The sequence below is a fragment of the Microbacterium sp. MYb54 genome (genome assembly GCF_002979515.1).
GTDB lineage: Bacteria > Actinomycetota > Actinomycetes > Actinomycetales > Microbacteriaceae > Microbacterium.
Window position 1 is genome coordinate 26,606 of the sequence record NZ_PCPA01000029.1, and the last position, 13,113, is coordinate 39,718.

The window sequence follows — 13,113 nt, forward strand, 5'->3', positions numbered from 1 at the left end:
ATGGGGACAGTGACGAAGACGGAACTCAATCAGCAGACAGCGCGGGTGCTGGCGAGCGTCACCGCGGGCGAGTATCTGACGGTGACGGATCGTGGTCGTCCGATCGCGGAGCTGACGCCCCCGGCCGAGACGGCATGGACACGCATGATCGCCAGCGGGCGCGTGACGCTCCCGACGAAGAGCGGGCCTCTCACCAACGCTCCGGTTCTCGACACGGTGCCGACCGCAGAGGTCCTCCACGACCTCCGCGCGGACAGCGCGTGATCTACCTCGACGCCTCGGCGGCCGTGAAGGCACTCGTCCACGAAGCAGAGACCTCAGCGCTCGTCGATGCCTTCGGCGCCGGAGCAGAATTCGTCGCCTCCCGCCTCCTCGCCGTCGAGCTGCACGCCGTGGCAGATCGACGTTCCCTCGATCACGGGAGCGCTGATGACCTGCTCGATCGAGTCGCGCTCGTCTCCCTCGACGAAGACACGATGGCCCGTGCCATCCGCCTCCGCAGTGGCCTGCGCACTCTCGACGCCCTGCACCTGGCAACGGCGATCGAACTGAGCGACGTGGTCACGTCAGTTCTCACCTATGACAACGAACTCGCGGCGGCGGCACGCACGCACGGGCTACCTCTCGCTGACCTCTCGTGAGCGCAGCGCCGTCGCCCTGCGAACGGAAGCCCCCGCGGGAGAGCCGCCTCACCCACGCCGGTAGACTGAAGCTGCCCCGCCGGCCCCTTCCTTTGGAGTGCGCGTGACCACCGCCCCTGCACCTTCCCACCAGCACGTCCCCGACTCCGTCGAGAACGCGATCGCGACGCCCGAGAAGGAGCAGCCGTACGCGGCCCTCGGACTCAAGCCCGACGAGTACGAGCGCATCAAGGAGATCCTCGGCCGCCGCCCCACTTCGGGCGAGCTGGCGATGTACTCCGTCATGTGGTCGGAGCACTGCTCCTACAAGTCGTCGAAGAACTACCTGCGCCGCTTCGGCCAGAAGGTCTCCGACGAGATGAAGGAACGCCTGATGGTGGGCATGGGCCAGAACGCGGGCGTCGTCGACGTCGGCGAGGGCTGGGCCGTCACCTTCAAGGCCGAGTCGCACAACCACCCGTCGTTCATCGAGCCCTTCCAGGGTGCGGCGACCGGCGTCGGCGGCATCGTCCGCGACATCATCTCGATGGGCGCACGCCCGGTCGCGGTCATGGACGCCCTGCGCTTCGGTGCGATCGACCACCCAGACACCGCCCGCGTCGTGCACGGCGTGACCAGCGGCATCAGCTTCTACGGCAACTGCCTGGGGCTCCCGAACATCGGCGGCGAGACGGTCTTCGACTCCGTCTACCAGGCCAACCCGCTCGTGAACGCGCTCGCGGTGGGCGTGCTGCGTCACGAAGACCTCAAGCTCGCCAACGCGACCGGCGTCGGCAACAAGGTCGTGCTGTTCGGCGCTCGCACGGGTGGCGACGGCATCGGCGGCGCGAGCATCCTGGCCTCAGACTCCTTCGACTCCACCGGCCCGACCAAGCGTCCAGCAGTGCAGGTGGGCGACCCGTTCGCCGAGAAGGTGCTCATCGAGTGCTGCCTCGAGCTGTACCGCGGCGAGCTCGTCGAGGCAATCCAAGACCTCGGTGCCGCCGGTATCTCCTGCGCGACCAGCGAGCTCGCGGCCAACGGCAACAGCGGCATGAAGGTCTCGCTCGACAACGTGCTGCTGCGCGACCCCACGCTCACGGCCGAGGAGATCCTCATGTCGGAGTCGCAGGAGCGCATGATGGCGATCGTCGCTCCCGAGAAGCTCGACGCGTTCCTCGCAGTCGTGAACAAGTGGGAGGTCGAGACCTCCGTGCTCGGCGAGGTCACCGGTGACGGACGGCTCATCATCGACTGGCAGGGCGAGCGCATCGTCGACGTCGACCCCTCGACGGTCGCGGTCGACGGCCCCGTCTACGACCGTCCGGTCGCCTACCCGACGTGGATCGATGCCCTGCAGGCGGACGCCGCGGAGAACCTGCCGCGTGCGAACGACCCGGAGACGCTGCGCGAGCAGTTCCTCGCACTCGTCGCCTCGCCGAACCTGGCCGACACGAGCTGGATCACCAACCAGTACGACTACTTCGTGCTCGGCAACACCGCCCTGAGCTTCCCCGACGACGCCGGCATGATCCGCGTCGACGAGGAGTCGGGCCTCGGCTTCGCGATCTCGACCGACGCCAACGGCCGCTACTGCCAGCTCGACCCCTACGCCGGCGCGCAGCTGGCTCTGGCCGAGGCATACCGCAACGTCGCCGTCACCGGCGCAGTGCCGACCGCCATCACCGACTGCCTCAACTTCGGCTCTCCCGAGAACCCCGAGGTCATGTGGCAGTTCGGTCAGACGGTCGACGGCCTGGCCGACGGCTGCTATGAGCTCGGCACCCCGGTCACCGGCGGCAACGTCTCGTTCTACAACCAGACCGGCGACGTGCCGATCCACCCGACCCCGCTCGTGGGCGTGCTCGGGATCATCGACGACGTCTCGCGCCGCATCCCGTCCGGATGGCAGGACGAGGGTCAGAACATCTACCTGCTGGGCACCACCTCGACCGAGCTCTCGGGTTCGGCCTGGGCCGACGTGGTGCACGACCACCTCGGCGGACTGCCTCCGAAGGTCGACCTCGCGGGCGAGAAGCGCCTCGCAGGTCTGCTCTCGGCTGCCCGCGACGAGTGGCTGATCTCCTCGGCGCACGACCTCTCCGAGGGCGGCCTCGCGCAGTCCCTCGCCGAGGGCGTCATGCGCTTCGGCGTCGGCGCCCGCGTCTGGCTGAACGAGATCATCGAACGCGACGGAGTGGATGCTGCATCCGCCCTGTTCTCCGAGTCGACCGGCCGCGTGCTGGTGACCGTTCCGCGCGAGGACGACGTCAAGTTCCGCGGGCTCTGCGAGGGGCGCAACTACCCGGTGGCACGCATCGGCGTGACCGACACCGAACCGCAGCTCGAGGTGCAGGACGTCTTCACGATCTCGGCCGCCGAGCTGCGCGAGCGCTCACAGGCCACCCTCCCCTCGTACTTCGGTCCGACCGTCACGGAACAGGCCAGCGCATGAGCGACGTCAGCCGCCAGAGCCCGAACGAAGAGGACTACGGCGACCTGGGCGAGAAGCGCAACCGGCGCATCCGCATCATCGCCTGGACCGTCATCATCGCGCTCATCCTCGGCGGTGGCGGCGCGACCGTGATCACGCTGCTCCTCGGCTGACGCTCACTCGACCCGGCGCCGCCCGCACTCGACCGCTCCCTTCCCGAGGCGTACCCTCGGGCGGGAACGGAGGCAGCATGAGCATCCAGCCGGTTGACGTCGCCCGAGATGAAGACATCGAGGGGTATCTCCTCGGTTCGCCCGTGAGCATCATGCGCGAGTTCATCACGACACCGGGCCGAGCACCCCGCCTGCACCGGCATCCCTACGTCGAGACGTTCGTGATCCACCAGGGCCGCGCCCTGTTCACCGTCGGCGAGGAACAGGTGGTCGGCACGGGAGGGCAGATCCTCGTCGTCCCCGCGCTCGTCTCGCATCGCTTCGAGGTGCTCGACGGCGGCACGTACGAGGCCACGCACATCCACGCGAACGACCGCTTCGTCACAGAGTGGCTCGAGTAGTCGCAGTCGGGAGGACGTCGAGCGCTCAGCGCGTGAAGAGGTACCGGATCAGCTCGATGATCCCGTCGGGTCCGTGGCTCTCGCGGCCCAGCGATTCCACGATGATCGCACCCAGGATCGCCCGGCCGATCTGCGCGATCGGTGCATCTTCCGGCAGCTGACCGTCGCGGATGCCGCCGCGCAGCCGCTCGGACAGGTGCTGCTCGACGCCGAGGCTTCCGCCGAGGTGGGCACCGACCGCGGCATCTTCAGCGGCGGCCGCGACCAGCGACTGCAGCAACGCCTGGCCCTGCGGGGCCGCGAGGATTCCGAAGACCGACTGCAACCAGGTCTCGACGTCGGCGAACAGGTCACCCGTGTCTGGCACGTCGAAGTCCACCGGGATGAGGCGCCCGTCCACGAGGCAGTCGGCGATCAGCGCGCCGCGCGACGGCCACCAGCGGTAGATGGTCTGCTTGCCGACACCGGCTTCCTTGGCAATGCCCTCGATCGTGAGCCGGTCGTACCCCTGCGCATGGAACAGTCGCGAGGTCGCATCGAGGATCGCCTCGCGCGCCGCCGTGCTGCGCACGGGCCCGCTCCGATGCTCGTTGACCATGCACTCAGGATAGTCAAAGATCCCTAGACGAGACGTGCCGTATGATCTTCAAGTCTGAAGGAGACCACTGTGGCATCACTGCTCTACCGTCTGGGTTCGTTCGCTGCACGCAAGGCCTGGACGGTGATCGTCTCGTGGGTCCTGATCCTCGGCATCGGCGTCGGCGCCTTCCTCACCCTCGGCGGCACACTGAGCAACAGCTTCGACATCCCGGGCACCGCCTCCGGTGCGGTGATCGACGAGCTCGCCGACAAGCTGCCCGACACCGCCGGCGGCACGGGCACGGTCGTGTACAAGACCGAAGACGGATCGCCCTTCACCGAAGAGCAGAAGAAGGCCATCTCCGATCTCGCCGTGAGCGCCGAAGATCTCGACGGCGTCGCACGGGTGATCGATCCGTTCGACGCGCAGAAGCAGCAGGACGACCAGGCGCAGAAGCTCGCCGACGGCCAGACTCAGATCACCGACGGACGCACGCAGTTGGATGCCGCCCAGACGCAGCTCGACGCCGGCAGAGCACAGCTCAACGACGGCCTCACGCAGCTCACGGCGGCCCGCGCCCAGGCAGAGCAGTCCGGCGCCGGTTCCGCTCAGCTCGCAGCCCTCGATGCCCAGATCGCCGCCGTGAACGCACAGCTGGCCCAGGTCTCGGCGCAGAACGCACAGCTCGACGAGTCGCGCATCACGCTCGACGACAACGCCGACCAGGTGGAGCTGGGCGCGACGCTCCTCGACCTTGCCGACGGCATCGGGGTGGTCTCCGAAGACGGATCGACCGCCATCGTCAACATCTCGTTCGTCGATCCGCGCCTCGAGCTCTCCGAAGAGGTGAAGCAGGGCGCGATCGACCACTTCGAGTCCGCTCCGATCGACGGCGTCGAGGTCGACTTCGGCACCGACATCGCGCAGGGCGTCCCCGAGATCTTCGGCGTCGGCGAAGCTGTCGGGCTCGTGTTCGCCGCGATCGTCCTGATCGTGATGCTCGGCTCGCTCCTCGCCGCCGCCCTCCCGATCGTCACGGCCATCGTCGGCGTCGGGGTCGGCGTCACGGCATCCCTCGCCTTCTCCGGCGTGGTGAACATGGCCTCGGTGACCCCGGTGCTGGGCGTGATGCTCGGCCTCGCGGTCGGCATCGACTACTCGCTCTTCATCGTCAATCGACACCGAAAGCAGCTGCTCGCCGGCGTCCCGGTGCGCGAATCCATCGGCCTCGCCACGGGCACCTCCGGCACGGCCGTCGTGTTCGCCGGCACCACCGTGATCGTCGCACTGCTCGCCCTCAATGTGACCGGCGTTCCCTTCCTCGGCCTCATGGGCACGGTCGGCGCGGTCTGCGTCGCGGTCGCCGTGCTCGTCGCGATCACCCTCGCACCGGCGATTCTCGGACTCGTCGGCCCGCGCCTGCTCAGCCGTCGCGCCCGCGGCACGATCGGCCAGGAGCACGCTGCGGGCAAGCCCGTGAAGCGCATGTCGACCCTCCGCGCGATCGTCACCGCGCTCGTGAGCGTCGTCGCGCTGCTGATCATCGCGATCCCCGCGATGTCGATGCGGCTCGGACTGCCCGACGGATCGAGCGAGCCCAGCGACTCCACCAGCTACCGCGCCTTCCAGACCGTCGACGAGCAGTTCGGCGAAGGCGCGAACGGACCGCTCCTCGTCACCGCGACCCTCGACGACGCGGTCAGCGACGACGACCTGCTCTCCACGCAGGTCACGATCGCCCAGGCCATCGCGGATCAGGATGACGTGGTGGCGGTCGCGCCGATCGCAGCATCCGACGACAATACGCTTCTCGCGTTCCAGGTCGTGCCGAAGGAGGGCCCGAACAGCGCTTCGACCGAGAAGCTCGTGCAGGACCTCCGTGCGATGCCCGAGGTCGGCGACGGCATCACGCTCGGCGTCGCGGGCCAGGCGGCCATCAACATCGACATCTCCGAGGCACTGGCCGGAGTCCTGCCGCTGTACCTCGTGGTCGTGGTCGGACTCTCGCTCCTCATCATGATCGTGGTGTTCCGCTCGCTGCTCGTGCCGCTCATCGCGACAGGTGGGTTCGTGCTCTCGCTGTTCGCGACGTACGGCCTGATCGTGGCGGTGTTCCAGTTCGGCTGGGGTGCCGAGATCATCGGACTGCACAGCACCGGACCGATCCTGAGCTTCCTGCCCGTGATCCTCGTCGGCATCCTGTTCGGGCTCGCGATGGACTATCAGCTGTTCCTCGCCTCCGGCATGCGCGAGGCGTATGTGCACGGAGCCTCGGCGCGCGATGCCGTCGCCCAGGGCTTCCGCGCCGGACGCTCGGTCGTGATCGCCGCAGCCCTCATCATGGTGTCGGTGTTCGGCGGGTTCATCTTCTCGGAGTCGACGATCATCCGCTCGATCGGATTCGGCCTCGCGTTCGGCGTGCTGCTCGACGCGTTCGTGGTGCGGATGCTGCTGATGCCCGCGCTCATGCACCTGCTCGGACGCTCGGCCTGGTGGCTGCCACGCTGGCTCGACCGCATCCTGCCGAACGTCGACATGGAGGGTGCGGCGCTCGAACGCGACCACCCCGGGATGAAGGCCGTGGCCGTTCCGACCACGACCGATTCGGTGCCGACTACCCGGACCTCCGCCTAGCGGGGGCTCGGCAGCGCACCGCGTGAGGCGGAGGTCTCCGTGTCAGGAGGAGGGATTGGGCGGAAGCTTCCTCCCGACGCGGAGTTCTCCTCTTGACGCACAGTGCGACCCCACAGTGCGATCCTGACGGGCAGCGCGGCCCGGACGTCGGCGGCGCTGCCTAGAGTGGGCGCATGACCGCCGACGCCCGTGACCGCCTGCTCGCACTGCGCGCTCAGGCCGAGGCACGGGTGCAGGCGACGGCCGCGACGCTCGACGAGCTCACACACGACCGGGCGGGCTCGAACGACGACGACGAGCACGACCCCGAGGGCGTCACGCTGTCGTCGGAGTGGTCGCGGCTGACCGGGCTCGCCGAGGCCGCAGCATCCGAACTGCGTCAGGTCGACGATGCGCTGGCGAGGGTGGATGCGGGCACCTACGGGATCTGCGCCAACTGCGGGAAGCCGATCCCGGTCGGGCGCCTGGAGGCTCGACCGTTCGCCGAGTACTGCGTCGCCTGCGCCGAGGAGCTTGGGCACTGACCCCTGACGTGAGCGAGGATCACGAGTAGCATCCGCCCCATGCCCATCACACTCGAGAACGTCGGCATCGCCGTCCGCGACCTGGAAGCCACCATCTCTTTCTTCACCGACCTGGGCCTCACCGTGCTCGGGCGAGACGAGGTCAGCGGAGAGTGGGCGTCGACCGCGGTCGGGCTCGACGGCAACCACGCCAAGATCGCGGTGCTGCAGACGCCCGACGGGCACGGCCAGATCGAGCTGTTCGAGTACATCCACCCCGACGCGATCGAGACTGAGCCGACGCAGCCGAACGAGATCGGCATGCACCGCATCGCCTTCTCGGTCGACGACATCGACGAGTCACTCGCGATCGCCGCCCGCCACGGCTACCATCCGCTCCGCGGCGTCGCGAACTACCAGGACGTCTACAAGCTCACGTATCTGCGCGGCCCGAGCGGCATCGTCCTGATGCTCGCGCAAGACCTCACGAAGCGCTGACCATCCCGCGCCAGATCACCTCGATCGCGGCGCGCAACCGGGCCACGACCGCGGGATCGCTGATCCGGTCACCTCGCACCACGAGCTGGTAGTACGCGACGCCGGCGATGGCGTCGAAGCAGGCTTCGATGTCGAGGTCGGCACGCAGCTGGCCCCGTGCGATCCCCGTGCGGAGCGCGTTCTGCAGGGGTACCCGTCGTCGCGACACGTGCGACTCCCAGTAAGTCTTCTGCAGAGCACGATCAGCAATGACCAGGCGGATGCGCTGCCGGAACCGTTCCTCGGAGTATCCGGGCGCCGAGGGTGCGACGCCGTCCGACCCGAGCCCAAGACCGGCGAGCAGCACCTCGTGCAGGTCGGCATCGGCGGGGTACTCCGGCGGCACCTCGCGGCCGACGTCGAGCGCGGCCGCGATCAGGAGCGTGAGCGACGGCCAGCGCCGATACAGGGCCGCCCGACTCACCCCGCTGCGAGCCACCACCCGCGACACCGTGACCTCCTCGCCCGCGTCGATGATCTCGAGCGTCGCCGCGACGATCTGCCCGTCGATCTCCTCATCGCGCGGACGACCGGGGCGACGGCGAACCGCGGCCCCGGCATCCGTCGTCGTCGGTGTCACGCGCCCAGCGCCCGTTCACGCAGCCGGGCGATCGTGGCATCGGACAGCCCCGCGGCGCGCAGCGGCGTCAACGGGTCGCCGTGCTGTGCGCGGAGGGTGTCGAGCAGGCTGCGCATCGAGACGTCCATCGAGCCTTCGAGCAGGGAGGACGACTTGTCGAGAGCATCGGCGTCGAAACCCAGCGCCTTCCACATGGCGCCCATCACGGGGGCGGTACGCGCCATGATCGCGACCATGTTGTCTCCGGTGCGCGCGTAGTCGGTGACGATGTCGTCGTCTGCCGCGCCCAGCGCGAGCAGCAGCATGGCCGCGAGAACTCCCGTGCGATCGCGACCGGCGGCGCAGTGGAAGGCCGCAGCTCCCGGGGTGTGCGCGATCACGTTGAGCGCGATGACCAGCTGCGGCGCTGCGCTCTCGACCATGCGCTGGTACATCAGGCCCATGGCCTCGTGACTCAGCGCCGGCGCCTTCTCGCCCATCGACTCCCCCACATCCGCGATGAGCGGCAGGTGGTGGTACGCGACCGGATGCTCACCGAGAGGGCCGCGTCCCGTGACCGAGACCTCCAGCGGCGAGCGCAGGTCGATGATGGCGGTGAGGCCGCGGGCGACGAGTTCGTCTGCCACCTCCGTCGTCACGTACGCGAGGTCATCGGTGCGGATGGCGAGACCTTCGCGGAGCACGCCGCCGTCGATCGCGATGCCGCCGAGGTCGCGCAGATTGACCGGCGCGCTGAGGACGAGTTCGGTGCCGATGATGGTCATGTGATTCTCCTTCGGATGAGGGCGCTGCCCTGGTCGATCACCGTGACGAGCACGATGATGCAGATGATGATGGCGCTGAGGTGGCCGTAGTCGTACATGCGCATGGCCGTCGTCAACTCGAGGCCGATGCCGCCGGCGCCGACGAGACCGAGGATGGTCGCTCCTCGCACGTTCCCCTCGAACAGCAGCAGTGTGTACGAGGTGAGCAGCGGTGCGGCCTGCGGCAGGATTCCGTACTGGATGACCTGCCGCTTCGAGGCGCCGACCGCCTCCATCGCGACGACCGGTCCGCGGTCGACCTGCTCCATCGCCTCGGCGAAGATCTTGCCGATCGAGCCGATGGAGCCGAGCGTCATGGCCAGGATGCCGGCGAACGGACCGAGCCCGACCGCCGAGACGAACATGAGCGCGAACACCAGATCGGGCACCGAGCGGATGATGTTCATCACCCAGCGCGTCGGGTAGTACAGCCACTTCGGCGCGAGGGTGGATGTGGCCCCGAACGCGACGATCAGCGACAGCACCGCCCCGAGCACCGTGCCGACCACGGCCATCTGGAACGTCTCGAGCAGCAGCGCGAGGATGGTGCCGATCTTCGAGAAGTCGGGCGGGAAGAGGCGCGACAGGAACTCGCCCATGTTGATCGCGCCCTCGCCGAGCTTCACGAAGTTGAACTGGGCGCCGTTGAACGACCAGATCAGCACCAGCACGGCGATCGGCAGTCCGATCAGGAAGCGGGCGCGCGGCACCCGGAACGCCGACTCGAGGCGGGCGCGCTCCGCGGCGTCGAGCGCAGGACGGGCCGCGCGGTCGGTTCGCGGTTCAGTGGTCGTGGTCATCGCCGTGCTCCTCGTCGTCGTAAAGCGACTCGAGCGCCGCGGCATCCAGCTGCGAGGTCATGCCCGAGACGAGCATCTCGCCGTGCCGCAGCCCGACGATCCGGTCGCTGTGTGCGAGCGCGAGCGGCAGCACGTGCAGACTCACCAGCACGGGGATGCCGTCCTGTGTGGCGATCTCCCGCAGCAGGTCGAGCACAGAGCCCGCGAGCTTCGGATCGAGCGAGGCGACCGGCTCATCGGCGAGGATCACCTTCGGCTGCTGCATGAGCGCCCGGGCGATCGCGACCCGCTGCTTCTGCCCGCCCGAGAGCGAGCGCGCAGGAGCGGATGCCTTGTGGGCGATGCCGACCCGGTCGAGCAGCTCCAGCGCCCGCCGACGGTGTGCGGTCGAGAAGCCGCCGGCGAGGTTGATCGGCCCGGCGCCGTGCAGGGCTCCCGTGAGCACGTTGGTCATGACGCTGAGCCGTGGGATCAGGTTGAACTGCTGGAACACCTGCCCGACCTCGGAGCGGAGGGTCCGCAGTTCGCCACGGCCGAGGTTCGTGACGTCGTGCCCGGCCACCCGCACCGAGCCGGCCGCGATCGGCGCGAACCCGGTGAGGCTGCGCATCAACGTCGACTTGCCCGACCCCGAGGCACCGAGCAGGGCGACCATCTCGCCGGGGAAGAGGTCGAGGTCGACCCCGTCGAGCACAGTGTTCTCGTCATACGCGACCTGCAAGCCGCGGACGGTGACGAGCGGGAGCGCCTGCCGGAGCTCGGCTGTGGGGGTGCGCACCTCAGCGGGAGAAGCGTGGCGCGCGAGGCGCGGGGCGGACAGGGTCACTTGAGGTCCTTGAGCTCGACGCCGGCGACGGCCGCGATCTCGGCGAAGGACTGGAAGTCGGCACTCTTCGGGTCGACCGTCTGCGGGGCGGCCGCGAAGGCACCGTAAGCTCCGAGGCGCTCGGCGTTCGCGGGGGAGAACACCTCGGCGATGCCGTCCTGGATCACCTTGCGAGTCTCGGCGTCGAGCGACTGGCGGCCGAGGACGGCACCCTGGATGTCCATCGCTGGGCTCTCGCCGACTGCACGCCACTCGCCGTCGGCGAAGGGGAACATCGGGGCGCCGAGCTGCGTCAGCATGACGGCCGTGCACGCGGCATCCACCTGTCCCTGCTCCAGCGCCGCGAAGCTGCCCTCGTGGCCACCCGCGAAGATGGCCTCGTAGTCGGTGCCCTGCTCGAGACCTGCCTCGTGCAGCATGTAGACCGGCATGAAGTATCCGGAGCTGGAGGCCTGGTCGGCGAACGCGACGGTCTTGCCCGCGAGGTCTTCGACGCTCTGGATGGGGGAGTCCTCGAGCACCACGCAGGTCGAGACGGGCTTGCCGTCGCCCTGGAACGCGACCAGCGCATCCACCTCGCCGGTGTTGACGGCGAGCGCAGACGGGAACCCGCTCATGATGCCGATGTCGACGTGGTCGGCGCGGATGGCCTCGACGACGCTGAGGTAGTCGGGCACGTCGGTGATCTCGACGTCGCGACCGGTCGCCGCTTCCAGCAGCTCGGCGAACACCTCGATCGGGTTCTCGGCAGTGGGGTCTTCGCCGACAGGAATGGTGGCGATCGTGATGGGGGCGTCGGGATCAGCCGGGGCCGCCTCGGCGGTCGGGCTCTGGCAGGCGGAGAGAGCGAGGGCGGCGACGCCCAGGAGGCCGACGACGGGCAGGGTGAAGCGGCGCATGATGACCTTTCGGGAGGAAGACGTCTCGGTATTCCGAGAACATCGGTATTCCAACTCCCGAAGATGACAGGCAATTACGAGACCGCCGTACTCCGAATGGAACGCTACGTGAACGGACGGTGTCGGTGGCTAGCCCGCGACGACCTCCGCGATCGCCGCACCCAGCTCGGCCGTCGCGGCCGTGCCGCCGAGGTCGGGCGTGAACGGCGCAGCATCCGCTCCTCGTGCCAGCACGTCTTCGATCGCGGCGAGCACGGCGGCACCGGCATCCGCGTATCCGAGGTGTTCGAGCATCATGGCCCCGCACCAGATCTGGCCGATCGGGTTCGCGATGCCCTGGCCCGCGATGTCGGGCGCCGAGCCGTGCACGGGCTCGAACAGGCTCGGGAAGAGTCCTTCGGGGTTGATGTTGGCGCTCGGCGCGATGCCGATCGTGCCGGTGCAGGCAGGCCCCAGGTCGGAGAGGATGTCGCCGAAGAGGTTGCTCGCCACGACCACGTCGAACCAGTCCGGGTGCAGCACGAAGTTCGCGGTGAGGATGTCGATGTGGAACTGGTCGCGCGTCACCTCGGGGTAGTCGGCACCGACCGCGGCGACCCGCTCGTCCCAGTAGGGCATCGAGATCGAGATGCCGTTGCTCTTCGTCGCCGAGGTCAGATGCTTCGCGTCGCGCTTCTGCGCCAGGTCGTAGGCGTAGCGCAGCACCCGGTCGACACCGGTGCGGGTCATCACGGTCTCCTGCAGCACGAACTCGCGGTCGGTGCCCTCGAACATGCGCCCGCCGATCGAGGAGTACTCGCCCTCGGTGTTCTCACGCACCACGTAGAAGTCGATGTCGCCGGGCTCACGGCCGGCGAGCGGAGAGACCACTCCGGGCATGAGCCGCACCGGCCGTAGGTTCACGTACTGGTCGAAGGCCCGACGGAACTGGATCAGGCTCCCCCACAGGCTCACGTGGTCGGGCACGACGTCGGGCCAGCCGACCGCGCCGAAGAAGATCGCGTCGAATCCGCGCAGCGTCTCGAACCAGTCATCCGGCAGCATCTGTCCGTGCTTCTGCCAGTAGGCGGCGCTCGCGAAGTCGAACTCCTCGAACTCGAGCGCGATGTCGAAGCGGGCAGCCGCGGCCCGCAGCACACGCAGCCCCTCGGGCATGACCTCGGTGCCGATGCCGTCTCCGGCGATCACGGCGATGCGGTGGGTGGTGGTCATGGGGTTTCCTTCCGGGTGCCGGTCGTTCCGGTCGCAGTTGGTGCCGCCCGCCGGCCGATCCTGCGGCAGCAAGTGCGACCGGAACACAGGGGGGAGTCTGGGCCGGGGCGG

The 13,113-nt window shown here is 68.7% G+C and carries 15 protein-coding genes; 8 read left to right on the forward strand and 7 right to left on the reverse strand.

Annotated elements, in window-relative coordinates:
• Positions 1-9 precede the first annotated feature (9 nt).
• The 5 genes from CQ040_RS19025 (at position 10) to CQ040_RS19040 (ending at position 3,628) form a co-directional block, all read left to right on the forward strand.
• A complete protein-coding gene (locus tag CQ040_RS19025) occupies positions 10-264 on the forward strand; it encodes a type II toxin-antitoxin system prevent-host-death family antitoxin (RefSeq protein WP_181157055.1) in 255 nt (84 codons plus the stop codon).
• Positions 261-641: a type II toxin-antitoxin system VapC family toxin gene (locus CQ040_RS19030; protein WP_181157056.1), complete on the forward strand. Its 381-nt coding sequence runs from the start codon at positions 261-263 to the stop codon at positions 639-641. The genes CQ040_RS19025 and CQ040_RS19030 overlap by 4 nt, the downstream gene beginning before the upstream one ends.
• Positions 642-744: 103 nt before the next feature.
• Positions 745-3,075 carry a phosphoribosylformylglycinamidine synthase subunit PurL gene (gene purL / locus CQ040_RS19035; RefSeq protein ID WP_105528338.1) on the forward strand — a complete coding sequence of 777 codons (2,331 nt, stop codon included), beginning with the start codon at positions 745-747 and terminating at the stop codon, positions 3,073-3,075.
• Entirely contained in the window at positions 3,072-3,227 is a 156-nt protein-coding gene (locus tag CQ040_RS20815) for a hypothetical protein (protein WP_181157058.1), read from the forward strand. Before purL ends, CQ040_RS20815 begins: the two co-directional genes overlap by 4 nt.
• A 77-nt stretch (positions 3,228-3,304) precedes the next feature.
• Positions 3,305-3,628, forward strand: a complete 324-nt coding sequence (locus tag CQ040_RS19040) for a cupin domain-containing protein (protein ID WP_105528339.1) — start codon at positions 3,305-3,307, stop codon at positions 3,626-3,628.
• 25 nt (positions 3,629-3,653) lie between these two features.
• On the opposite strand, the gene CQ040_RS19045 is transcribed toward CQ040_RS19040, so the two are convergent.
• Entirely contained in the window at positions 3,654-4,226 is a 573-nt protein-coding gene (locus tag CQ040_RS19045; protein ID WP_105528340.1) for a TetR/AcrR family transcriptional regulator, read from the reverse strand.
• Between the two features lie 69 nt (positions 4,227-4,295).
• On the opposite strand from CQ040_RS19045, the gene CQ040_RS19050 reads away from it, so the two are divergent.
• From CQ040_RS19050 to CQ040_RS19060, 3 genes are all read left to right on the forward strand, one after another.
• On the forward strand, positions 4,296-6,842 hold the full coding sequence (locus CQ040_RS19050) for an MMPL family transporter (protein WP_105528341.1): 2,547 nt from the start codon (positions 4,296-4,298) through the stop codon (positions 6,840-6,842).
• A 173-nt stretch (positions 6,843-7,015) separates the two neighbouring features.
• Positions 7,016-7,366, forward strand: a complete 351-nt coding sequence (locus CQ040_RS19055) for a TraR/DksA C4-type zinc finger protein (protein ID WP_105528342.1) — start codon at positions 7,016-7,018, stop codon at positions 7,364-7,366.
• A gap of 39 nt (positions 7,367-7,405) precedes the next feature.
• A complete protein-coding gene (locus tag CQ040_RS19060; RefSeq protein ID WP_105528343.1) occupies positions 7,406-7,843 on the forward strand; it encodes a VOC family protein in 438 nt (145 codons plus the stop codon).
• Here the strand turns inward: CQ040_RS19060 and CQ040_RS19065 are convergent.
• The 6 genes from CQ040_RS19065 to CQ040_RS19090 form a co-directional block, all read right to left on the reverse strand.
• On the reverse strand, positions 7,830-8,462 hold the full coding sequence (locus CQ040_RS19065; RefSeq protein ID WP_105528344.1) for a TetR/AcrR family transcriptional regulator: 633 nt from the start codon (positions 8,460-8,462) through the stop codon (positions 7,830-7,832). The genes CQ040_RS19060 and CQ040_RS19065 overlap by 14 nt on opposite strands.
• Complete coding sequence (locus tag CQ040_RS19070) at positions 8,459-9,226, reverse strand: tyrosine-protein phosphatase (RefSeq protein WP_105528345.1); 768 nt, start codon at positions 9,224-9,226, stop codon at positions 8,459-8,461. Before CQ040_RS19070 ends, CQ040_RS19065 begins: the two co-directional genes overlap by 4 nt.
• Positions 9,223-10,065, reverse strand: coding sequence for a phosphonate ABC transporter, permease protein PhnE (gene phnE / locus CQ040_RS19075; RefSeq protein WP_028501428.1), 843 nt, complete (start codon positions 10,063-10,065; stop codon positions 9,223-9,225). The genes CQ040_RS19070 and phnE overlap by 4 nt, the downstream gene beginning before the upstream one ends.
• On the reverse strand, positions 10,049-10,891 hold the full coding sequence (locus tag CQ040_RS19080) for a phosphonate ABC transporter ATP-binding protein (protein ID WP_219844749.1): 843 nt from the start codon (positions 10,889-10,891) through the stop codon (positions 10,049-10,051). Before CQ040_RS19080 ends, phnE begins: the two co-directional genes overlap by 17 nt.
• The gene (phnD, locus tag CQ040_RS19085) at positions 10,888-11,790 is read right to left on the reverse strand and encodes a phosphate/phosphite/phosphonate ABC transporter substrate-binding protein (protein WP_105528346.1); all 903 of its coding nucleotides are present in this window, start codon (positions 11,788-11,790) and stop codon (positions 10,888-10,890) included. The genes CQ040_RS19080 and phnD overlap by 4 nt, the downstream gene beginning before the upstream one ends.
• A gap of 129 nt (positions 11,791-11,919) precedes the next feature.
• Complete coding sequence (locus CQ040_RS19090) at positions 11,920-13,002, reverse strand: tartrate dehydrogenase (protein ID WP_105528347.1); 1,083 nt, start codon at positions 13,000-13,002, stop codon at positions 11,920-11,922.
• Positions 13,003-13,113: the final 111 nt, after the last annotated feature.